The sequence below is a fragment of the Xanthobacter sp. genome, from assembly GCF_041911315.1.
Lineage (GTDB): Bacteria > Pseudomonadota > Alphaproteobacteria > Rhizobiales > Xanthobacteraceae > Xanthobacter > Xanthobacter aminoxidans.
This window is the reverse complement of the sequence record NZ_JAYRPE010000054.1, coordinates 26,420-47,688: the sequence shown is the minus strand read 5'-3', so window position 1 is coordinate 47,688 and position 21,269 is coordinate 26,420. Positions and strand designations below refer to the sequence as shown.

Annotated in this window: 22 protein-coding genes and 1 pseudogene; 14 read left to right on the top strand and 9 right to left on the bottom strand. The window is 69.2% G+C overall.

The annotated features are described in order from the left end of the window. Both ACE3QW_RS15895 and ACE3QW_RS15890 read right to left on the bottom strand, forming a co-directional pair. Window positions 1-403 (bottom strand): annotated as a pseudogene (locus ACE3QW_RS15895) (hypothetical protein); the annotation flags it as partial. Window positions 404-455: 52 nt separating this feature from the next. Next, on the bottom strand, window positions 456-1,751 hold the full coding sequence (locus ACE3QW_RS15890; RefSeq protein ID WP_024276637.1) for an adenylosuccinate synthase: 1,296 nt from the start codon (window positions 1,749-1,751) through the stop codon (window positions 456-458). 244 nt (window positions 1,752-1,995) lie between these two features. Between ACE3QW_RS15890 and rsmB the strand changes: the two genes are divergently transcribed. Further along, on the top strand, window positions 1,996-3,366 hold the full coding sequence (gene rsmB / locus ACE3QW_RS15885; protein WP_374252439.1) for a 16S rRNA (cytosine(967)-C(5))-methyltransferase RsmB: 1,371 nt from the start codon (window positions 1,996-1,998) through the stop codon (window positions 3,364-3,366). A 48-nt stretch (window positions 3,367-3,414) separates the two neighbouring features. After that, complete coding sequence (locus ACE3QW_RS15880) at window positions 3,415-5,253, top strand: heparinase II/III family protein (RefSeq protein ID WP_374252437.1); 1,839 nt, start codon at window positions 3,415-3,417, stop codon at window positions 5,251-5,253. Between the two features lie 3 nt (window positions 5,254-5,256). Here the strand turns inward: ACE3QW_RS15880 and htpX are convergent, their stop codons facing one another. After that, window positions 5,257-6,168 carry a zinc metalloprotease HtpX gene (htpX, locus tag ACE3QW_RS15875; protein ID WP_029556229.1) on the bottom strand — a complete coding sequence of 304 codons (912 nt, stop codon included), beginning with the start codon at window positions 6,166-6,168 and terminating at the stop codon, window positions 5,257-5,259. A gap of 119 nt (window positions 6,169-6,287) precedes the next feature. After that, window positions 6,288-6,494: a hypothetical protein gene (locus ACE3QW_RS15870; protein ID WP_024276641.1), complete on the bottom strand. Its 207-nt coding sequence runs from the start codon at window positions 6,492-6,494 to the stop codon at window positions 6,288-6,290. A gap of 545 nt (window positions 6,495-7,039) precedes the next feature. Here ACE3QW_RS15870 and fae point away from each other — a divergent pair. Then, window positions 7,040-7,546 carry a formaldehyde-activating enzyme gene (fae, locus tag ACE3QW_RS15865; protein ID WP_024276642.1) on the top strand — a complete coding sequence of 169 codons (507 nt, stop codon included), beginning with the start codon at window positions 7,040-7,042 and terminating at the stop codon, window positions 7,544-7,546. Between the two features lie 284 nt (window positions 7,547-7,830). Here fae and ACE3QW_RS15860 read toward each other — a convergent pair whose 3' ends face one another. From ACE3QW_RS15860 to ACE3QW_RS15850, 3 genes are read right to left on the bottom strand one after another with little or no spacing between them, the layout of a single operon-like run. After that, entirely contained in the window at window positions 7,831-8,811 is a 981-nt protein-coding gene (locus ACE3QW_RS15860) for a cytochrome D1 domain-containing protein (RefSeq protein ID WP_374252434.1), read from the bottom strand. After that, window positions 8,811-9,347: an SRPBCC family protein gene (locus tag ACE3QW_RS15855; protein WP_024276644.1), complete on the bottom strand. Its 537-nt coding sequence runs from the start codon at window positions 9,345-9,347 to the stop codon at window positions 8,811-8,813. Before ACE3QW_RS15855 ends, ACE3QW_RS15860 begins: the two co-directional genes overlap by 1 nt. 54 nt (window positions 9,348-9,401) lie before the next feature. Beyond that, complete coding sequence (locus ACE3QW_RS15850) at window positions 9,402-9,953, bottom strand: DUF3280 domain-containing protein (RefSeq protein WP_374252432.1); 552 nt, start codon at window positions 9,951-9,953, stop codon at window positions 9,402-9,404. Between the two features lie 172 nt (window positions 9,954-10,125). Here ACE3QW_RS15850 and ACE3QW_RS15845 point away from each other — a divergent pair, with 172 nt between their 5' ends. The 5 genes from ACE3QW_RS15845 to ACE3QW_RS15825 all read left to right on the top strand — a co-directional run bounded on the left by ACE3QW_RS15845 (window position 10,126) and on the right by ACE3QW_RS15825 (window position 14,773). Continuing rightward, window positions 10,126-11,415 (top strand): ABC transporter substrate-binding protein, encoded by a 1,290-nt coding sequence (locus ACE3QW_RS15845; RefSeq protein ID WP_374252431.1) that lies wholly within the window; start codon window positions 10,126-10,128, stop codon window positions 11,413-11,415. A gap of 64 nt (window positions 11,416-11,479) precedes the next feature. Next, a complete protein-coding gene (locus tag ACE3QW_RS15840) occupies window positions 11,480-12,466 on the top strand; it encodes a YVTN family beta-propeller repeat protein (protein WP_374252429.1) in 987 nt (328 codons plus the stop codon). After that, a complete protein-coding gene (locus tag ACE3QW_RS15835; protein WP_374252427.1) occupies window positions 12,463-13,254 on the top strand; it encodes an ABC transporter ATP-binding protein in 792 nt (263 codons plus the stop codon). The genes ACE3QW_RS15840 and ACE3QW_RS15835 overlap by 4 nt, the downstream gene beginning before the upstream one ends. Next, window positions 13,251-14,132, top strand: coding sequence for an ABC transporter permease (locus ACE3QW_RS15830; RefSeq protein WP_374252425.1), 882 nt, complete (start codon window positions 13,251-13,253; stop codon window positions 14,130-14,132). The genes ACE3QW_RS15835 and ACE3QW_RS15830 overlap by 4 nt, the downstream gene beginning before the upstream one ends. Then, window positions 14,129-14,773, top strand: a complete 645-nt coding sequence (locus ACE3QW_RS15825) for a hypothetical protein (RefSeq protein ID WP_374252423.1) — start codon at window positions 14,129-14,131, stop codon at window positions 14,771-14,773. The genes ACE3QW_RS15830 and ACE3QW_RS15825 overlap by 4 nt, the downstream gene beginning before the upstream one ends. A 35-nt stretch (window positions 14,774-14,808) precedes the next feature. Here the strand turns inward: ACE3QW_RS15825 and hpt are convergent, their stop codons facing one another. Continuing rightward, a complete protein-coding gene (gene hpt, locus ACE3QW_RS15820; RefSeq protein WP_024276651.1) occupies window positions 14,809-15,345 on the bottom strand; it encodes a hypoxanthine phosphoribosyltransferase in 537 nt (178 codons plus the stop codon). A gap of 213 nt (window positions 15,346-15,558) precedes the next feature. On the opposite strand from hpt, the gene ftsE reads away from it, so the two are divergent. The 5 genes from ftsE to ACE3QW_RS15795 all read left to right on the top strand — a co-directional run bounded on the left by ftsE (window position 15,559) and on the right by ACE3QW_RS15795 (window position 19,350). Then, window positions 15,559-16,218, top strand: a complete 660-nt coding sequence (gene ftsE, locus ACE3QW_RS15815) for a cell division ATP-binding protein FtsE (protein WP_024276652.1) — start codon at window positions 15,559-15,561, stop codon at window positions 16,216-16,218. Next, complete coding sequence (locus tag ACE3QW_RS15810; RefSeq protein ID WP_374252420.1) at window positions 16,205-17,182, top strand: cell division protein FtsX; 978 nt, start codon at window positions 16,205-16,207, stop codon at window positions 17,180-17,182. Before ftsE ends, ACE3QW_RS15810 begins: the two co-directional genes overlap by 14 nt. 109 nt (window positions 17,183-17,291) lie before the next feature. Next, a complete protein-coding gene (locus ACE3QW_RS15805) occupies window positions 17,292-18,035 on the top strand; it encodes a YdcF family protein (RefSeq protein ID WP_374252418.1) in 744 nt (247 codons plus the stop codon). 43 nt (window positions 18,036-18,078) lie between these two features. Continuing rightward, window positions 18,079-18,885 (top strand): lysophospholipid acyltransferase family protein, encoded by an 807-nt coding sequence (locus tag ACE3QW_RS15800; protein WP_374252417.1) that lies wholly within the window; start codon window positions 18,079-18,081, stop codon window positions 18,883-18,885. A gap of 33 nt (window positions 18,886-18,918) precedes the next feature. After that, window positions 18,919-19,350 carry a hypothetical protein gene (locus ACE3QW_RS15795; RefSeq protein ID WP_156026268.1) on the top strand — a complete coding sequence of 144 codons (432 nt, stop codon included), beginning with the start codon at window positions 18,919-18,921 and terminating at the stop codon, window positions 19,348-19,350. A 10-nt stretch (window positions 19,351-19,360) separates the two neighbouring features. On the opposite strand, the gene ACE3QW_RS15790 is transcribed toward ACE3QW_RS15795, so the two are convergent. Further along, complete coding sequence (locus tag ACE3QW_RS15790) at window positions 19,361-20,029, bottom strand: gamma-glutamylcyclotransferase (protein ID WP_374252415.1); 669 nt, start codon at window positions 20,027-20,029, stop codon at window positions 19,361-19,363. Between the two features lie 108 nt (window positions 20,030-20,137). Here ACE3QW_RS15790 and ACE3QW_RS15785 point away from each other — a divergent pair, with 108 nt between their 5' ends. After that, window positions 20,138-21,247, top strand: coding sequence for a DUF2125 domain-containing protein (locus ACE3QW_RS15785; RefSeq protein WP_374252413.1), 1,110 nt, complete (start codon window positions 20,138-20,140; stop codon window positions 21,245-21,247). Window positions 21,248-21,269: the final 22 nt, after the last annotated feature.

Sequence of the window (21,269 nt, the reverse complement as noted above, 5' to 3'; positions counted from 1 at the left end):
GGGCGGGAGGCTCGGCGGCGGACGCGCGGCTTTCGGCTTCGCCCGCGGGGGGCTCGGGCTCCTCGTCCGGGGCCGCCGGGGCAGCCGAACTCTTCGGCGGCTTGAACCGGGCGGGGGGCGGCGGGGGCGCGGCCTCTTCCGCCTCGTCCTCGAACACCTCGTCCTCGGGCTGGGGCTCGGGCGTGTTGTCCTGCTGGGCGAACTCCGCCTCCACGCGGCGGATCGCCTCTTCGAGGCCCATCCGCTCGCGGGTGATCTCGCCTTCCGGCAGCGGCGGGTCCACCCCGCGCAGCTGACGCATCAGGGCGGTGCGGGCACGATCGTAGACGGCGCGCCGGCTCTCCCCGGTCTTCTGGGGCAGACTGGAGATCGCGCGGACCAGGAGGGGATAGTAGTCAGCCATCGGAGCGGTGAGGTTCCCCTTGTGCCGTCAGATCGGAGCCGTCAGATCGGCATTATGCCTGAAACGGGTTGTGAACAAGGATCGTGTCGTCGCGTTCCGGGCTGGTCGACAGCACCGCCACCGGGCAGCCGATCAGCTCTTCCACGCGCCGCACGTATTTCACGGCCTCCGCCGGCAGGTCGGCCCACGAGCGGGCGCCGGCGGTGGAATCCTGCCAGCCTTCCATGGTCTCGTAGATGGGCTCGGCCCGGGCCTGCGCGCCGCTTTCCGCCGGCAGATAGTCGATTTCCTTACCGTCAACCTTGTAGCCGACGCAGACTTTCAACTCGTTAAAGCCGTCCAGCACGTCGAGCTTGGTGAGGGCGATGCCGTGGATGCCGCAGGTGCGCACCGTCTGGCGCACCAGCACCGCATCGAACCAGCCGCAGCGGCGGGCGCGGCCGGTGACGACACCGAACTCGTGGCCCTTGGTGCCCAGCGTCTTGCCCACTTCGTCCAGAAGCTCGGTGGGGAAGGGACCTTCGCCCACGCGGGTGGTGTAGGCCTTGGTGATGCCCAGCACGTAATCCAGCGCGCCCGGCCCGATGCCGGTGCCGCTCGCCGCCGATCCCGCCACCGTGTTGGACGAGGTGACGTAAGGATACGTGCCGTGGTCGATGTCGAGCAGCGCGCCCTGCGCGCCCTCGAACAGGATCTTGCGGCCCTCGCGGCGCGCCTTGTCCAAGAGCTCCCACACCCGGTCCATGAAGGGCAGGACCTTGGGGGCGAGCGCCATCAGCTCGGCGACCAGCGCCGCGCCGTCCACTTCCGCCATGCCGAGGCCGCGGCGGATGAGATTGTGATGGGTGAGGAGGCGATCGACCTTGGCCGGCAGGGTTGCCGGGTCGGTCAGGTCCACGAGGCGGATGGCGCGACGGCCCACCTTGTCCTCATAGGCCGGGCCGATGCCGCGCTTGGTGGTGCCGATGCGGGCGCCTTCCGCCGTGGCGCTTTCACGCAGGGCGTCCAGCTCGCGGTGCAGCGGCAGGATCAGCGGCACGGTCTCGGCGATGCGGAGCCGGTCGGGACCGATCTCGATGCCCTGTGCGGCAAGGCGCGCCAGCTCGTCCACCAGCGCCTGCGGGTCGAGCACGACGCCGTTGCCGATCACCGACAGCTTGCCGGGACGCACCACGCCGGACGGCAGGAGGGACAGTTTATAGGTGACGCCGCCGACGACCAGCGTATGGCCGGCATTGTGGCCTCCCTGAAAGCGGACGACGACGTCCGCCTGCTCGGAGAGCCAATCGACGATCTTGCCCTTGCCTTCGTCGCCCCACTGAGAGCCGACCACGACCACATTGGCCACGCGGTGGTGCCTCCTGAACCCAGCGCGGGTGGTTCGGACCTCGACCGCGCGCACAAAGGAAAGCCCCGGCTCTGGTCCGGGGCGTTACCAAAGCGTCTTACGGGATCGGGGCTGGCGAGGCAAGGTTTGCGCGGCGGGCCGGCCGGCGGGCGACGTTCCGTCAGCGGTAGCGGCGGGAGGTGCCGGAGGGGCCGCCCTTTGGGGGCGTTGGCGACCGGCCCCGGTTCGTGCTCTACCTTCCCCGATGAAGACTCCCCGCAGCGCTCCCGCCTCCTCCCGCCGCCCCGGCGGCAGCCCAAAGCCCGTTGCCGCAACCCCCGGATTGTCCGCCCGCGCCGTCGCCGTCGACGCGCTGGAAGCCGTGCTGCGGCAGGGCGCCGCGCTGGAGGAGGCGCTGGATGGCCCGGCGCTGGAGCCGCGCGACCGGGCGCTCGCCTATCGCATCGTCGCCACCGCTTTGCGGCGGCTCGGGACGCTCCGTGCCGTGCTCGGCAAGCTGATGGAGCGCGGCTTTCCCAAGTCGGCGCCGCGGCTGGAATCGGTGCTGCTCGCCGGGGCGACGCAGATCCTGTTCATGGACGTGCCGAGTCATGCGGCGGTGGGTCTCAGCGTGGACCTCGCCCGCGCCGACCGCTCCACCGTGGGTTTCGCCGGCCTCGTCAACGCCGTGCTGCGCCGTCTGGCGCGGGAGGGCGAGGCGCTCATGGCCGGGGTCGATCCCGATTTCGCCGATACGCCCGACTGGCTGCGCCAGCGCTGGACCAAGGCCTATGGGGCCGAAACCGCGCGCGCCATGGCCGCCATGCACCGGGTGGAGCCGCCCCTCGACATCACCGTGAAGGCCGATCCCGCTGAATGGGCGCAGAAACTTTCGGGCGAGGTGCTGCCCACCGGTACGGTGCGCATTCTCCAGGCCGGTCCGGTGCGGGCGCTGCCCGGTTTCGCGGAAGGGGAATGGTGGGTGCAGGACGCCGCCGCCGCCCTTCCTGCCCGGCTGCTCGGGAAAGTGGACGGGCTGAAGGTGGCGGACCTGTGCGCCGCCCCCGGCGGCAAGACGGCGCAGCTCGTCGCCGCGGGGGCGCAGGTGACGGCGGTCGACCGTTCCGGCGCCCGCCTCACCCGCCTCAGGGACAATCTGGCGCGGCTCGGCCTCGCCGCGACCGTGGTGGAGGGCGACGCCGCGACCTTCGCCGGCGGTCCGTTCGACGCGGTGCTGCTCGATGCGCCCTGCTCCGCCACCGGCACCCTGCGCCGGCATCCGGACATCGCGGTGTCCAAGCGGCCGGCGGACATCCCGACCCTCGCCACCTTGCAGGCGCGGCTGCTCGACCACGCCATCGACCTCGTGAAGCCCGGCGGCCTCGTCGTCTATTCCACCTGCTCGCTGGAGCCAGAGGAGGGCGAGGCGCAGGTGGAGCGGCTTCTGGCCGCCCGCACCGACGTGGAACGGGCGCCGCTTGGTGCCGGAGAGGTGGAAGGCCTTGATTTGTTCATAACTCCTCAAGGGGATGTGCGCACTCTTCCAAGTCACTGGATGCGGGGGGAGGCGGAGCGGTCGGGACTCGACGGCTTCTTCGCCGCCCGGCTGCGGCGCAAGGGAAGCCCGGCAGGCTGACCCGCGCCTAGCCTCCCGCAAGGGCTAGAGGCTGGTGAAGACAGGCGCATGGGTATCTGGAATGGATCGGCGGGCCCGCTGCAGGCCGTGGCCAGAAATCTGGTCGGCACGCTGGCCGGGAAGGGCCACGCCCACACGCCGGGAGGCGCCGTGAGCCGAGGCGGGCTGCGAGAGCGCACGCAACTGGCGACCCTCCTGCTGGAGCTTTGGTCGCAGACGGTGCTCGCACGCATCGGCGGCCGCGCCGTGCCGCTCGGCTATGTGCCGGTGCCGGTGCCGGAGCGCCTTCTCATCGCCCCGCAGGATCTGAGGACCGGCGACGCCACCGTCGCCAGTGAAATCTATTCCGGCCGATTCGCTTTCGCCGGAAAGGTGATGGCGCTCGACGGCCGCACCGCGTTCGAACTTGTGCCGCCCTCGGTGGAATGGGCCGAGGCGCTGCACGGCTTCGGCTGGCTGCGGCACCTGAAGGCCGCCAACACCACCATCGCCCGGGCCAATGCCCGCGCCCTCGTCGGCGATTTCATCCGCGATCCCGGCAAGGCGAAGGCGGTGGCGGCGCGCCCCGACGTGGCGGCCCGGCGGATCATCTCCTGGCTCACCCAGGCGACCTTCCTGCTGCAGGACGCCGACCACGATTTCTACCGCCGCTTCATGCGCTCGCTGGCCAAGCAGGTGCGCCAGCTGCGCCGCATGGCGAGCGATGCGCCGGACGGATATCCCCGTCTCATCGCCATCGTGGCGCTGGTGTTTGCCGGGCTGTGCATGTCCGACCAGCCGCGTCTCCTCAAGGCCGCGCAGAAGCGCCTCGCCGAGGAGCTGGATCGGCAGATCCTGCCGGACGGCGGCCCGCTGACCCGCAATCCCGGCATGCTCATCGAGCTGCTGCTGGACCTTCTGCCCTTGCGCCAGGCCTTCACCGCCCGCAACCAGCAGGCCCCGGCCGCGCTGATGAATGCGGTGGACCGGATGATGCCCATGCTGCGCTTCTTCCGGCACGGCGACGGCGCCTTCGCGCATTTCCACGGCATGGGCCACACGGCGGCGGACCAGCTCGCCACCATCCTCGCCTTCGACGACGCGCGGGGCGCGCCGGTGGCGAATGCGCCCTATTCCGGCTACCAGCGGCTCGATGCCCGCTCGCTGATGCTGATCGCCGACACCGGCCCGCCGCCACCCACCGTGGCGAGCTGGGAAGCGCATGCGAGCTGCCTCGCTTTCGAATTTTCCTCGGCCCGCCAGCGCATCGTCATCAATTGCGGCGTGCCGGAGGTGCACCGGGAGATGTGGCGGCAGGTGGCCCGCTCCACCGCGGCGCATTCCACCGCCGTGATCGCCGACACCTCGTCCTGCCGCTTCCTGCAGGGCGGCTCCATGACGCGCATCTTCGGCGCGCCCATCGTCGCCGGGCCGAAGCATGTGGAGGTGCAGCGCGGCACGCGGAACAACGCGCTGCTGCTGCGCGCCAGCCATGACGGCTATGCCGAGGCCTTCAACCTGCTGCACCAGCGCTCGTGGCGGCTGGCGCTGGAGGGCAACCGGCTCGACGGCGAGGACATCTTCCGGCCGGTGGAGGAGGGGGGCGCGCTGCCGGCGGAGACCTTCGCCATCCGCTTCCACCTGCACCCCTCGGTGACGGTGGAACGGCTGGACGATCCGCACACCGCCTTGCTCAGCCTGCCCAACGGCGAGGCCTGGGCCTTCGCCGCGCCCCATCTGCCGCTGGTGGTGGAGGAGAGCGTGGACCTCGCCGCGACCGGCGGGCCGCGCCGCACCTCGCAACTGGTGCTCACGGGCGAGGTCGCGCGCACGCTGCGCGTCATCTGGACCTTCGTGCGCACCCGGGAAGCGCAGAGCGTGCCGCCGGTGCGGCCGGGCCGGGGCTGAACATCACCCCCACGGCCCACGGCGCGGCTGCGCCGGGGCCGAAGCAGGTGCTGTGAAACCTCCGCCGCCCATCCGCTGCGACAGATCGCGCAAGGCCGCGATGCGGTTCTCCACCGCCGGGTGGGTGGAGAAGAGATTGTCCATCCGCGCCCCGGACAGGGGATTGATGATGAACATGTGGGCAGTCGCGGGGTTCGCTTCTGCCTCATAGTTCGGCACCTGATGCGCCTCGCCGGAGATCTTCGCCAGCGCCGAGGCGAGCGCCATGGGCCGCCCCAGTATCTCCGCACCGCCCCGGTCGGCCTCGTATTCGCGTGAGCGGGAGATGGCCATCTGCACCAGCATGGCGGCCATCGGGGCCAGGACCACCATCAATATGGTGCCGATGAAGCCGAAGGGATTGTTGTTCTCCCGATTGCCCCCACCGAACAGCAGGCCGAAGTTCGCCAGCATGGAGATGGCGCCGGCGATGGTCGCGGTAATGGTCATGGTGAGGGTATCGTAGTGCTTGATGTGCGCCAGCTCGTGCGCCATCACGCCCGCCACCTCTTCCGGCGTTAGCGTCTGCAACAGGCCGGTGGTGGCGGCGACCGCGGCGTTCTGTGGATTGCGACCGGTGGCGAAGGCGTTGGGCTGGGGGTTGTCCATGATGAACACCCGCGGCATGGGCAGGTCCGCCCGCCGCGCCAGCTCCCGCACCATGCCCACGAACTCGGGCGCGGTACGATCATCCACCTCCCGCGCGCCGTACATGCGCAGGACCATCTTGTCCGCATTCCAGTAGCTGAACAGGTTCATGCCTGCCGCCACCACGAATGCGATCATCATCCCGCCGCGTCCGCCGAGGGCGAAGCCCACGGCCATGAACAAGGCGGTCATGCCGGCGAGCAGGATCGCCGTCTTCAGGTGATTCATCCATCCCTCCCGGTGCCGCGCACAGGACGCGGACCTTGGACTAGAGGATGGGAAGGCACCGCGCCCCGTTCAAGGGCGAGATTGCCGTTGCGGCAGTGTGGTGCTGTCCGCCGCGCGGTTCAGATGTCGCGCATGAGGCGGTCGGCGGCCACGCACTTCCAGCGGCCGATCTGCCACTGGGGATGACTCTCGCTCCACTGCGCGATGGCCTGCTGGGAGGACATCATGCAGGTCATGGGCGCGCTCGCTTCCATGGAGAAGCTGAGCTTCTCCTCCCGGCAGGTGGCCGGAGCGCTGATGAGGCAGGCGTATAGAACAATGAACATGACCAGGGTTCCTGAGACCGGCGCTGCGTGTGCCACTCCCCTGCTTCCGTCCCTCTGCGACAAACCTTCGCTAGCCATTCAAGCTGTACTGACCGGCAGGCTGCCTTCTCACGGGCAATCTGTGCAAAAATTAAGAAGCAAGCTGAGTGCCAACAGGAATGTTCGGCAAGATGTCTCGGGAAGATTGGTATTGAACAACCGCAATACTTCCCGCCACGTTCTGCCCATCGATCCAGGCATCCGGCCGCCGCTGCCGCCGCAGGGGCAGGTCGCGGCCCGGTCCTGCGAGCCTCTCGCAGGACCGTTCGCAAGGTCGCTACCAGGCGTTTTGCCGGCCAATTTTTCACGCTGCGCCGCGGCATGGATTCGCTGTCGCGGCGGCTTGCAGGCGAGCCTCGGCGCGGCTAGGCTCCGCGCGCTATCTGGTGAACCGGTTCGGCATTCCGCGCCGAGCGCTGACAACAAGGGTAGGCGGCATAGGACCGCCGTCCGGAACTGTCTTCGGGGGCGGTCATCCCTAGTCGATCTACGAGGGAGGACAGAAGGTGGCTAAGATCAGCAAGGTTCTGGTTGGTGAGGCGCTCGTCGGTGACGGCAACGAGGTCGCCCACATCGACCTCATCATCGGCCCGCGCGGCAGCGCGGCCGAGACGGCGTTCGTCACCAGCCTGACGAACAACAAGGATGGCTTCACGTCCCTCCTCGCGGTGCTCGCGCCGAACCTGCCCTGCAAGCCCAACACCGTGATGTTCAACAAGGTGACCATCAAGGACGCCCGGCAGGCCGTGCAGATGTTCGGCCCCGCGCAGTACGGCGTCGCCAAGGCGGTGCAGGACTCCGTGGCCGAAGGCGTGATCCCGGTCGAGGAAGCCGACGACCTCTTCATCTGCGTGGGTGTGTTCATCCACTGGGAAGCGGCCGACGACGCCAAGATCCAGCAGTTCAACTACGAGGCGACCAAGCTCTCGATCGCTCGCGCCGTGGCCGGTACCCCCACCGCCAAGGAAGCGACCGACAAGCGCAACGAGGCCAAGCACCCCTTCGCGGCCTAGAGCGGAAACCACCCTGGACAGAGCGGAAACCCTCCGCCAATGCCGAAGGGTCTGCTCCAGCGGTTGGCCGCCATCTTTCTGCGATAGAGGCCAAAAGAACGACGACCGGCGGGTTTCCCGCCGGTCGTTTTCGTTTCGGGGATTTTGCGGCGGGTTCCCCGCCGGTCGTTTTCGTTTCGGGGATTTTGCGGCGAGTTCCCCGCCGGTCGTTTTCGTTTTCAGGGATTTTGCGACGGGCCCCCCGCCGGTCGTTTTCGTTTGAGGGACAGAGCCGAGCGGTGCCGTCAGGGCGTCCGGCGCAGGAAGACGCCGAAGGCGCGGGGGCCGTCGCCCACCTCGAGGGTCGAGACCACCTTCAGCGTCTGCGTGTCGATCACGCTCATGGAATTGTCGAACCAGTTCACCACATAGACCGCGCGCCCGTCGTCCGAGGCGGCGATGCCTTCGGGATACTCGCCCACGGAAATGGTGGTGCGGGACGCGAGGGTCGTGGTGTCGAACACGCTCACCGTCCCCGCATACTGGTTGGTGACGAAGGCGAGCGTGCCGGCGAGCGCCACCGCATAGGGCCTGTTGCCCACCTTCACCGTGCCGACCACCTTGCGCGCGGCGACGTCGATGACGCTCACGTCGTTCGAGCCCACATTGGCGGTGTAGGCGGTGCGCCCATCCTCGGACAACGTGATTCCGAAGGGGCGCGTGCCGACCTTGACCACGGCGAGACGCTCCAGCGTCGCGGCATCGATGATGGAGACCTGATCGTCGTCGCGATCGGCGCTGAGCACGAGGGCGCCGTCGGGCGTCACCGCCACGCCGGAGGGGGAGGCGCCGGTGTGGGCGACGCGCTGTGCGTCGGGCGTGTCGGGATCGACCACCAGGAGCCGCGCCGCATACCAGTCCGCCACATAGACCGGCTTGCCGGAGGGCGCGACCGCCACGCCCAGCGGGCCGCCGTCCACATGGATGCGCTTCTCGACCGAGCGGGTCGCCGTGTCGATCACCGACAGGGCCTTGCCCTCGGGGCTGGTGACGAAGGCGCGGCGTCCGTCCCGGCTCACGGCGATGCCGGCCGGCTCGCCGGGCACAGGGATGCGCCCGACGAGTTTCGGCGGGGCGGCGGCGCCATCGAGCGCCACCACCGCCACCTCATTGCCGGGCTGGTTGGTGATGAAGGCCTCCGCCGCGACCGAAGGCCGGGGCGCGACGAGGAGCGCGGCCGCCGCGGCGAGGATCGCCGGAGCCGCCGCGCGCCGCACAAGGGCCATCAGGAGCCCTTTTCGACCTTGGCCTTCAGGGCATCGAGCCCGCCGCGATAGACCGCGGTCACGGCGGCGACGGCGGCCTCGTCGCTCAGTTCCGGCGGCGGGTCGTTGTTGGGATAGCCGCGATAAAAGGCGCCGCGCCACTCCACCTTGGTGTGGGTGGCATCGACGGGAATGACCGCGATGGTGGAGGAATAGTTCGTCACCGGCAGCACTTTCACGTCCACCGCATTGATGCGGTAGGAATAGGTCTTCTGCTCCGGCTCGTACTTCACCAGCACCTCGTCGAGGGTGCCGCCGCCCTTGAGGGTGAGCAGGCGCGTGGCATCCACGGCGTTGCCGCCCTTGCCTTCCTGCTTGTCGACGGCGGGATGCCAGCTCATGTCCTGGAAATTGGAGATCACGGCCCAGACCTTGTCGGCCGGCGCGTTGATCTCGACGCTCTCCGTCACCTTCTTGCGGGTGGGGCCGTGCGCGTCAGCGGCGAGCGGGATCATCGCGACCGCAAGCGCCGCCGCGGCGGCAATCATCTGCCTCATGGAAACGTTCCTCCAACAGTGTTTGGTCGATGGTGAACGGGCCGGACGGCCGCGTCATTGGGAAAGCTCGGGCAGACCCGGGGCGAAAATGCGGTTCTTCATCAAATAGCGCACGCCGCGCATCCAGGAATCGTCGGTGTTGCCACGGATATCGACCTGCCCCGCGCGCAAGACCTTCGCGCTGCCTTCGACGCCCTTCAGGTCGACTTCGCGCACCTGCAGCTCGATGGACAGGATGAGATTGGACACCTTGCGCACCACGCCCACCGCCTCGAACCGCGCTCCGGCATCGGCGGCGATCTCGTTCTCGCAGGCATTGCACTTGAAGAAGGGGGAGGCCTCCTCGATGCGCGCGGCGAAGGGCTTGAGATCGACGGGTGTCACCTGCCCGGTTTCCACGAGCAGGCGCACGAGTTCGGCATTGATGAGCTTGAGCCGCGCATCCTGTTCCGCACGGATGCTGTTGCGCTGGTCTGCCGTATCGTCAAATAACTCGAAGCCGAAGATGGCCATAGGGACGGGCGCGGCAAAGCTGCGGCCTGTCACGCTGAAAAATGTTGCGCCTGCGAAAAGAAGGGCAAAGACGAAACGAGCGCCGGACATCATCGGGAACCTTTGGCAGTCGGGAGCGTGTCACAGCCGGCCCGCCGCTGGCAAGGAGAGATCATCTTATTGTTTTCTTATGTCTATTCGGTTGCCGTTTTTGGCTGATGATGGCTACATCTTCCCCTCCCGACGACCCGGATCGACTGAGCCCCGATTGCCCATGAGCCTTCCCATGAGCCTTTCTTGGCGCCTCGACTGGCCGGGTCCTGGCTGGCCCCGCCTGCTTCTCGCCGCGGCCTGCGCCCTGCTGCTGGGCGCCGCGGGCGGTGTCGGGACGGCGCTGGCGCAGCAACCCGCAGGTGGTGCGCCCCAGTCTGCCGAAGCCGTCCAAACGACCGTCCAAACGCCCGCTCCCGTGGAGCTGCGGCTCGGCCTTCTCACCCGCGAGGTTCCTCCGCCGCCGCTCTATGATCTCCTGGCCGTGCCGGCGGATGATGCGGTGGCCGGTGCCGAACTCGCCATCAAGGACAACAACACGACCGGCCAGTTCACTGGCCAGAGCTATGCGCTGGAGCCGGTCACGCTGGCCGAGGACGAGGATGCGGGCGAGGCGGCGCGCAAGCTGGCGGACGGTGGCATCAAGCTTCTGGTCGTCAATTTGCCGGCGGCGGACCTTCTCAAGGTGGACGACGCGGTGAAGGGCAAGGGTGTCACCCTGTTCAACATCGGCGCCACCGACGATGCGCTGCGCGCCGAGCAGTGCCGGGCCGACATCTTCCACGTCGCGCCCAGCCGGGCGATGCTGGCGGACGCGCTGATGCAGTTCCTCGCCATGAAGCGCTGGACCAAGCTGTTCCTCATCGTCGGGCCGAATCCGGCGGATCAGCTCTATGCCGACGCGCTGCGCAAATCGGCGAAGAAGTTCGGGCTCAAGATCGTCGCCGACAAGCCGTGGACCTTCGGCCCGCTGGGGCGCGACCGCTCGGACAGCATCACCCGCTCCGACGCGCTGGTGTTCAGCCGGGGCGTGGATGCGGACGTGCTGGTGGTGGCGGACGAGGCCAACGATTTCGGCAATTACATCCCCTTCCGCACCTTCGAGCCCCGCCTCGTAGTGGGCACGCAGGGCCTGACCGCGGGCACCTGGCATCCGGCGCAGGATGCGTGGGGCTCGGCCCAATTGCAGAACCGCTTCCTGCGCGCGACGGGCCGCCCCATGCGCGCGACCGACTATCAGGCGTGGCTCGCCGTGCGCATGGTCGGCGAGGCCGCGACCCGCGCCAAGACGGCGGACCCGGTGGCGCTGGCGAAGTTCATGCGTTCGCCCGACTTCAGCCTCGCCGCCTTCAAGGGCGTGCCGGTGAGCGTGCGGCCGTGGGACCAGCAGGTGCGCCAACCCCTCCTCATCGCCCAGCCCCTCGGCATCGTCTCGGTGGCGCCGGAGGAGGGCTTTCTGCACCAGCGCACCCCGCTCGATACCCTCGGCGTGGACGAGCGCGAATCCAAATGCCGGCTGAACTGAAATGCCGGGACAAAGCGCGCGACGCGAATCGCGCCACACACGCCCGAATTCTGGAGGAAACCCGATGACCCCGACCGCCCTGCGCCGGCTCGTTGCCCTTCTCGCCGGAGCCGCCGCGCTGACGGCGGCGGATGCGGCTTCGGCCTATACGGTCTACGTCTCCAACGAGCGCGGCAATTCCATCACCGTCATCGATTCGACCACGCTGGAAGCCAAGCAGACGGTGAAAATCGGCCGCCGGCCGCGCGGCATCACCATGAGCCCGGACGGCAAGGTGCTGTTCCTGTGCGCCAGCGACGACCATGCGGTGCTGGCCATCGATCCCACCACCCTCAAGGTCATGCGCAAGCTGAAGTCCGGCCCCGACCCGGAACTGTTCGCGCTGCACCCCTCGGGTAATCCGCTCTACATCGCCAACGAGGACGACAACCAGGTCACGGTCCTCGACGTGGAGCAGAACAAGGTGGTGGCGCAGGTGCCGGTGGGCACCGAGCCGGAAGGCATGGCGGTGAGCCCGGACGGGGCGACGCTGGTGGCCACCTCCGAAACCACCAGTATGGCCCACTTCATCGACACCAAGACCAACAAGATTTTCGCCAACGTGCTGGTGGATGCGCGCCCGCGCTTCGCCGAATTCTCCAAGGACGGCAAGCGCCTGTGGGTCTCCGCCGAGGTCGGCGGCACGGTGTCCGTCATCGATCCCGAGACGCGCAAGATCATCCACAAGGTCACGTTCCAGATCCCCGGCGTGTCCAAGGAGGCGATCCAGCCCGTGGGCGTGCGCCTGACGAAGGACGGCAAGACCGCCTTCGTCGCGCTGGGCCCGGCGAACCGGGTGGCGGTGGTGAATGCCGAGACCTTCGAGGTGCAGAAATATCTCCTCGTCGGCCAGCGGGTCTGGCAGCTCGCCTTCACGCCGGACGAAAAGCTGCTCTTCACCACCAACGGCAATTCCAACGACGTGTCGGTGATCGACGTGCAGGACCTCAAGGTGGTGAAGTCCATCAAGGTCGGCGGCGCGCCGTGGGGCGTGGTGGTCTCGCCGCAATGAACGATGCTGCGCAGGTTCCGGCGCTCGCGATCGAGGCGGTGAGCCACGCCTTCGGCGCGCGCCGCGCGCTGGATGGCGTCTCGCTCACCGTGCCGGCTGGCTGCTTCGTCGCGCTGCTGGGGCCGAACGGCGCGGGCAAGACCACGTTGTTCTCGCTGGCGACGCGGCTCTATGCGACGCGCGAGGGGCGGGTGCGCATCTTCGGCCACGACCTCTCCCGCGCGCCCTCCGCCGCGCTGGCGGAGCTGGGCGTGGTGTTCCAGAGCCGCACGCTCGACCTCGATCTGTCGGTGCGGCAGAACCTGGCCTATCACGGCGCCCTGCACGGCATGGCGGGACGCGAGGTGAAGGCCCGCATCGCCGAATTGCTGGCGCTGGTGGGCCTCGCCGACCGCATCGACGACAAGGTGCGCACCCTCTCGGGCGGCCAGTCGCGGCGGGTGGAGATCGCCCGCGCGCTCATCCACCGCCCCCGCTTGCTGCTGCTGGACGAGGCGACGGTGGGGCTCGATCTGCCGTCGCGCTCCGCCATCGTCGAGATCGTGCGGCGCCTCGTGGCGGAAGAGGGGCTCGCGGTGCTGTGGGCCACCCACATCTTCGACGAGGTGCGGGCCGACGATCTCATCTACGTGCTCGACAAGGGCCGCATCATCGCCCACGGCACCGCGCGCGAGGTGACCGGCGCGCATCTGCGTCCGGCGGAAGAGCGTGCGCCCGATGGCCCCACGGCGGCTTTGGAGGCCGCGTTTCGGGCCATGACGGCGGCGCGGGCGGAGGACGCGGCATGAGCGAGGGGAATCTTCGCGAGGCCAGCGTCGGCAAGACCCCCGCCGCGCCCGTGCGACACCTCGGCCCCGCCGGCTATCTGGTGTGCATGTCCGGTATCGTCGGCCGCGAATTGCTGCGCTTCGTGCAGCAGAAGGAGCGCTTCCTCTCGGCGCTGGTGCGGCCGCTGGTGTGGCTCTTCATCTTCGCCGCCGGCTTCCGCTCGACCCTCGGGGTCTCGATCATCCCGCCCTACGAGACCTATGTGCTCTACGAGGTCTACGTGACGCCGGGCCTCGCGGTGATGATCCAGCTGTTCAACGGCATGCAGTCCTCCCTCTCCATGGTCTACGACCGGGAGGTGGGCTCCATGCGGGTGCTGCTGACGAGCCCGTTCCCGCGCTGGTACCTGCTGTTCTCCAAGCTGGTGGCGGGGGTCAGCGTGTCGCTGGCGCAGGTCTATGTCTTCCTCGCCATCGCCCGGCTGTGGGAGGTGGACATCCCGCCCATGGGCTATCTCACCGCGCTGCCCGCCTTCATCCTCACCGGGCTGATGCTGGGGGCCATCGGGCTCGTCATCTCCTCGCTGATCCGGCAGTTGGAGAATTTCGCCAGCGTGATGAACTTCGTGATCTTCCCGATGTTCTTCGCCTCCTCGGCGCTCTACCCGCTGTGGCGCATCCGCGATGCCAGCGAAACGCTGTACATCGTCTGCCTTCTCAACCCCTTCACCCATGCCGTGGAACTGGTGCGCAACGCGCTCTACGGCGCGTTCGAGCCACAGGCCTTCGCCGTCGTGCTCGGCACCACCATCGTCTTCTTCGCCCTCGCCGTCGTCGCCTACGATCCGGGCCGCGGCATCATGGGGCGGCGGGGCGGGCCAAAAGGAGAAGCCGCGTGATCCGTTCGCTTGCCGCCGCCTCGGCCCAGGTATCGCTCTTTTGGGTCGCCGCTGTCCTGAGCGCGGGGCCGCTGGCCGCCCAGCCGAAGGCCGATCCCGACTGGCCCTGCCCGCAGCGCAGGACGCCGGAGATCGACCTCGCGCAGGTGTGGAGCGGCCCGGACCCGGCCTCCGCAGGCAAATGGACCGACGACCAGGATGCCGCCTCCCTCGCGGTGAAGCTCGCTTCCCGTCGCACGCCGGCCAAGGAGTTCGGCCCGTTGCTCGATGGCTTCGTGAAGGAGGCCGGCGCCGAGGCGGACAAGGGCCTGCTCCGGGTGATGGCCGGGGTCTACGAGATCATCAACGACCAGCGCAGCAAGATCATCCACGGCATCGTGCGCTACGCCCACGGCCAGCAGCGCCTCGCCGACCGCATCCGCGAGGAGGCCGACGAGCTGAGCAAGGCGCAGACCTCCATCACCGCGCCCGAGACAGCCGAGAGCCGTAAGCTCGACGAGCAGCTCAACTGGGACACCCGCATCTTCGACGAGCGCGCCAAGTCCCTCATCTATGTCTGCGAGACGCCGGTGCTGCTGGAGCAGCGGGCCTTCGACATCGGCCAGCAGATCCAGTCCCGGCTGAAGGCCAAGGGCGGCTGAGACTTATGGGGTGCTGAAGGGGAGGGGGCTGAGGGCTACTCCAGCCCCTCCACATGCCCGATGAAGGGCAGCTGACGGAAGGCGTGGGCGACGTCCATGCCGTAGCCGACCACGAACACGTCCGGGCAGGTGAAGCCGACGAAATCGGCCTCGATCTGCACCGCCCTCTTGCCCGGCTTCTCCAGAAGCACGCACACCAGCACCCGCCGCGCGCCGCGCGCCATCAGCAGGTCCTTGGCGAAGGCGAGGGTGCGGCCGGATTCCAGGATGTCGTCGATGAGCAGCACGTCGCGGTCGCGCACGTCGCTCTCCACGTCCTTCAGGATCTCCACCTGGCCGGAGGAGATGGTCGCCTCGCGATAGGAGGAGAGGTGCATGAACTCCACCTCTGGCGCGAGGCCGGACGTGTGCATGGCGCGCAGGAGGTCGGCGGCGAAGATGAAGGAGCCCTTCAGCACCGCCACGGCGAGCAGCCGCTCGGGCGCATGCGCGGCGATCTCCACCGCCAGGGCGTGGTTGCGCGCGGCGATGCGGTTCTCGTCATAAAGGACGCTGACGTTCGGCAGGTTCATGGTCCCTCTTCGCCAGAGCGCGAGCGTGGCCGTCGGGGCCGCGGGCGCCCTCCCGAGATAGCCGCCGGACCCGGCGGGCGCAATGCGGGACAGCCCTTCCCCACCCCTCGGCACTCGCGCGGGGCAGGCCTTCCGCGCCCCCGTGGCGACGCCTTCCGCTTCGTTTATGGTGGGGCGGGGCGCCGTGGCGCGATTCGAGCGAAGGGTTGGGGCGTGGTCCGGTTCGAGAACGTCGGCCTCAGGTACGGCATGGGCCCGGAGGTGCTGAAGGATGTGTCCTTCGGCATCGAGCCCAATTCGTTCCAGTTCCTGACCGGCCCGTCGGGGGCCGGCAAGACGACGCTCATGCGCCTCCTCTTCCTCCAGCTGAAGCCGACGCGCGGGCTCATCACCTTGTTCGGGCGGGATGTCTCGTCCCTCGATCCCGACGAGGTGGCGGTGCTGCGCCGGCGCATCGGCATCGTCTTCCAGGATTTCCGCCTGCTCGACCACCTCACCACCTATGAGAATGTCTCCCTGCCGCTGCGCGTGCTCGGCAAGGAGGAGGCGAGCTATCGCGGCGAGGTGACGGAGCTTCTGAGCTGGGTCGGCCTCGGCGACCGGATGCATGTTCTGCCGCCGGTGCTCTCGGGCGGCGAGAAGCAGCGCGCGGCCATTGCCCGCGCCCTCATCGGGCGGCCGGAATTCCTGCTGGCGGACGAGCCCACGGGCAATGTGGACCCCACCCTCGCCCGCCGCCTGCTCCGCCTGTTCATCGAACTCAACAAGTCCGGCACGTCGGTGCTGCTGGCCACCCATGACATCGCGCTCATGGACCAGTACGACGCCCGCCGCCTCGTGATCGCCGACGGCCGCCTCTATGTCTACGACTGACGCCGCCACCCAGCCCCAGAACCCGCAGCCCAAGAAGCCGCCGGCCGAGGGCGAGGCGCCGCGCGCCAAGGCGCGGGCGCTGGCTTCCATCGTGCCGTCCTCCACCATCGCCGGGCGGGCGCTGGTGGCGGTGGTCGCCATCATGACCTTCCTTGCCGGCCTCACCATCGGCACGGCGGTGGCGGTGCGGGCGACCGCCAGCCAGTGGCGCTCCGACGTGACGCAGGAAGTCACCATCCAGATCCGTGCCGGCGAGAAGCAGGCCACCGACTCCCAGGTGCAAGCCGCCGCCGACATCGCCCGCAAGACGCCCGGCATCGCCGACGTGCATGTCCTGACGCCGGAGGAGACCTCCCGGCTGCTGGAGCCGTGGCTCGGCTCGGGGCTGGATTTCGGCGACCTGCCGGTGCCGCGGGTGATCGTGGTGCGGCTCGACGGGGCGAGCCCGCCCGATCTCGCCAAGCTCAAGCGCACGCTGACCGACCGCATCCCCACCGCCACGCTGGACGATCATCGCGGCTGGTCGCGCCGCCTCGTGGCGGTGACGGACGGGGTGATGCTGGTGGCGGTGGTCCTGCTGGTGTTGGTGGGGCTCGCCACCGTGCTCTCGGTGGTGTTCGCCACCCGCGCGGCGGTGGCCACCAACCGCTCGGTGGTGGAGGTGCTGCACTTCGTCGGCGCGCGGGACGGCTTCATCGCGGCCCAGTTCCAGCGTCACTTCCTCAAGATCGGCGCAGAGGGCGGGCTGATCGGCGGGCTCTCGGCGGCGGCCGTGTTCGGGGCGCTGGCCGCGCTCCCGCGCCTCGGCCTCGGCGGCGATCCGGAATTGCCGACCGTGCTCGGCTGGCTCAATCCCGGCTATCTCGGCTTCTTCGGCATCGCGGTGTCGGTGGCGATCGTGGCGCTGGCGACGGCGCTCACCTCCCGCGTCACCGTTTACCGCACGTTGAGGACGATCACATGATTCGCGTCGCGGCGGTGGGGGCGGCGGTGGCCGGGGGTGCGTCACCTCGCCTCTGCCGCATTCCGGCGCCATCGTTGGCTCCATGACCATGTCGAGCACCGAGCGCAGGATGAGGGCGCAAATCGGTCCCGGGCAGTCCGATACCGGCACGGCCAGAAGCGGGGCGACCACGAACACGCGGCCATCGCCGGCACCGCGTCGCAGCCTGCTGCGCCGCCTCGCCGTCGCCGCTCTGACGCTCGGCACGCTCGGGGCCGTCGTCGCCGGCGTCGGCTTCGTTGCCTTCACCACCCAGATCGCTGGCCGCGAGCCCGCGGGCGTGAAGCCGGCCGATGCCATCGTCGTGCTCACCGGCGGGCCGTCGCGCATCATCGATGCCGTCTCCCTGCTCAATGAGGGGCTCGGCCAGCGCCTGCTCATCACCGGCGTCAATCCCGCCACCTCGTCCGACGAGATGCGGCGCGCCCTGCCGGACGGCGAGCGGCTGATGGACTGCTGCATCGATCTCGGCCACAAGGCGCTGAACACGCGCGGCAATGCGCTGGAAGCCGCGGAGTGGACGCGGGAGCGGCGGTTCCGCTCGCTGGTGGTGGTGACATCCTCCTGGCACATGCCCCGCGCCATGATGGAATTGTCGCGCGCCCTTCCCGATGTGGAGCTGGTGGCCTATCCCGTCGTCACCAGCCGCACCGAGCCGGAGAACTGGTGGACCGATACCGGGACGCTGAAGCTGCTGGTGAAGGAATATCTGAAGTACATCATGGCCACGGTGAAGATCCGTCCCGCCCAGGCGGTGGCGGGCTCCGGGGCCGCTGCCGCGCCGACGGCCGGGGCGGCCGCCGCGTCGCACTGAACACGCGCTCCCGGCCGCCCGGCCGCGGGGCAGGGAGACCGCCTTGACCTTCCTGCGTTCGCTCGTCTTCCAGATCGCCTTCTATCTGGTGACGACCCTCTATCTGCTGGCTTTCCTTCCCGCGCTGCCGCTCCTGTCGCGCCAGGGGCTGTGGCGCACCGGCGTCCTGTGGTGGGTGGCCACCACCATGTTCCTGCTGAGGGTGATCGTCGGGACGCGCGCGGAGTTCCGCGGCATCGAGAACATCCCGGAGGGTCCCCTCCTGATCGCCTCCAAGCATCAGTCGGCCTGGGAGACGCTGGCGCTGCTGCCGCTGTTCTCCGACCCGGCCTTCATCCTGAAGCGCGAGCTGATGTCGATCCCCGTGTTCGGCTGGTTCGCGGCCCGGGCGCGGATGATCCCGGTGGACCGCAAGGGTGGCTCGGCGGCGCTCAAGGCCATGACGCGGCGGGCGCAGGCCGACATGGCCGAGGGCCGGCAGATCCTGATCTTCCCGGAAGGCACCCGCCGCCCGGCCGGCGCGCCGCCGGACTACAAGTTCGGCGTGGCGCATCTCTATTCCAGCCTTGGCGTGCCCTGCCTGCCCATCGCGCTCAATTCGGGCCTCTACTGGCCGCGCCGGAGCATCCTGAAGCGGCCCGGAACCATCCTCGTCGAGATCCTCCCGCCCATCCCGCCGGGGCTGCCGCGGCAGAAGATCATGGCCCGGCTCGAGGCCGACATCGAGGCCGCCAGCGACCGCCTGCTTGCCGAGGGACTGGCGGAACTCGGCCCCCGCGCACCGGCCGATCTCAGGGCGCGCGCGAGCGCCGAGTCGTCCCCGTTGTCCACCCCTGTGGAAAACTCTTGATCGATCGCGGGGGATCGTTCTAGTTTCGTTCTCATGAACGCAACTGATTCGCTCCTTGTCCCCCTTGTGGACGCCGGTGGCCTCAACGGCCTCAAGCACGCCGCCCTCGGTGCGCGCTACCGTTTCTGGCGCGACGAAGACGGCCTGCGCCACGTGTTCTCGGTCTATCGGCCCGACGCCGCTCCGGATTATCCGGACGCCCTCGCGGTGGTGTCGCGGCGCACGCCTGCGGGCTCCATCGCCATGTGGGCTGGGCCGGCGAGCCATGCCCGCACGGCTGCGCTCAGGATGCGCGGCGACGAAATCCACATCCATGTGTTCGGCGAGGAGAATGCGCCTGCCTTGCGCCGCCTGATGGATCGCAGCCTCATGGGCCGCAATCCGATGGAACGCGGCGAGGTCCCGGCGCTGCCCCGCCCGGCAGTCCAGGCGCTCTGCCTGCCCGCCCGCCGCCACGCGGCGTAAGCGGGCGGTCTCAGGGCGACCCGTCGCCCTCCGCATCGTCCGGCAGCACGGGGGGCAGAGCGTGGCTCGCCGTCAGGTGCTGGGTGATGTAGGCGAGGCCCGGGTCGCGGATGCCGAGGCTCTCCAGCGCCTTCACCGTCGCCACCACATAATCCGTGTTCGGCCCCGACTTGCCGTGGGAGCGGCGCACCAGCGCCAGCTGGTCATCGAGGGTCAGGCCCGGCGCATATTGGGGATGGGCGCGGTTGACCAGATAGGCCACCGCCGGTGCGTCGCGTCCCGATCCGTCCAGCAGGCGCACGCGCCGCATGACCTCGCGATAGACGCCGGAAATCTGCTCGCGCTCGGTGAGATAGGCATGGGTCTGCGGCCACTGTGCCGCCGCCACCCGGTAGGCGATGCCCCGGCAGGAGCCGCCGAGATCCAGGCCGAGCACCAGCCCCGGCTTCTCCGGCGTGCCGCGATGGTGGAAGGAATAGACGCACAGGGTGCGGTGGGCGCCCACGAGCCGGGCCTCGCAGCGCTCGACGAAGGCGAAGCCTGGATTCCACATCAGCGAGCCGTAGGCGAACACCCAGACATCGCCGTGCTGACCTGACGCCGCGGCGGAAGGCGTGACCGATTGCCCCGCCGCCTCCGGCGCGTTGCCGCCTCCGCTCGCCGACCGCTCGTCCGCCATGGGCCCGACACACCTTCCCGGCGTTGACAGAAACGCCGGACCGTCGCCTAACAGCCGGCAAGGACCATCGCAAGCCACGGGCGACCGTGGCCAGCCGCAAGGATGTCCATGACCGCCCCTGTCCCATCCGCCCCCGTTTCGCCCGCTCCCGTTTCACCACCCCCCGAAGCGTCCGGGCGCCGGCCGAAGCCTTGGCTCGTCATCGTTCCCGTGGCCCTAGTGGTGGTCGCCGCCATCGTCTGGAGCGGCCTGTGGTTCTATGCCGCCGGGCGCGCCGAGCGCGAGATCGATGCCTGGATCGGCCGCGAGGCGAAGCTCGGCCGCATCTGGACCTGCACCGACCGCCACCTCGCCGGCTTCCCCTTCCGCTTCGAGCTGCGCTGCCTGATGCCGAAGCTGGAGACCGTGGGCGGCGACGCCATGCGCTTCACTGCGGCTTCGGTCGAGGCGGTGGCGCAGGTGTGGGCACCCAACCACCTCGTCGCGGACTTCGTCGGGCCGGCGCGGGTCGATGACCTCACCACCGGGCAGTCCTATGTGGCAGCGTGGTCGCTGCTGCAGATGAGCGGCGTCGGCGATCTCTCCGGCCGGCCGGAGCGCTTCTCGCTTCAGGCGCACGATCTGAAGCTCGAGCAGCCCGCCGCCACGGGCGCGCAGCCGGTTTCCATCCTCTCCGCCCATCTGTTCGAGTTCCACGCCCGCCGCTCGCCGGGGCAGGACGGCAAGCCCGACGGCGTCGACTATGCGTCCGGCTTCACCGGTGGCCAAAGCGCGCTCCTCAATACCCTTGGCGCGGAAGGGCCGGTGGAGATGGCGCTTCAGGGCACGGTGACGGCTTCGGCGGACCTGCGGCCCATGTCGGTGGCGCAGCGCATGCGCGCCTGGGCCAATGCGGGCGGCGTCGCCAAGCTTGACCGCTTCCACATCACCTCGCCCAAGATCGCCGTGACGGCGACCGGGGCGGTGGCGCTCGATAGCCAGGGCCGGCTCAACGGCAAGCTCGACCTCGGCTTCGCCGGCATCAACGATCTGGTGCAGGGTCTCGACAAGGCCGGCGCCATCCCGCGGGAGATCGCGCCCATCGTCGGCGCCCTCGCCATGGTGGGCAAGCCGGGGCAGGTGGAGGGCCGCAAGGGCGCGATCTTCGCGCTTTCGTTCGATGCCGGAACGCTCAAGCTCGCCGGCTTCCCGGTGGGCATCGTGCCGCCGCTGTTCTGAGGCGCTGTCCTACGGCGTTGTT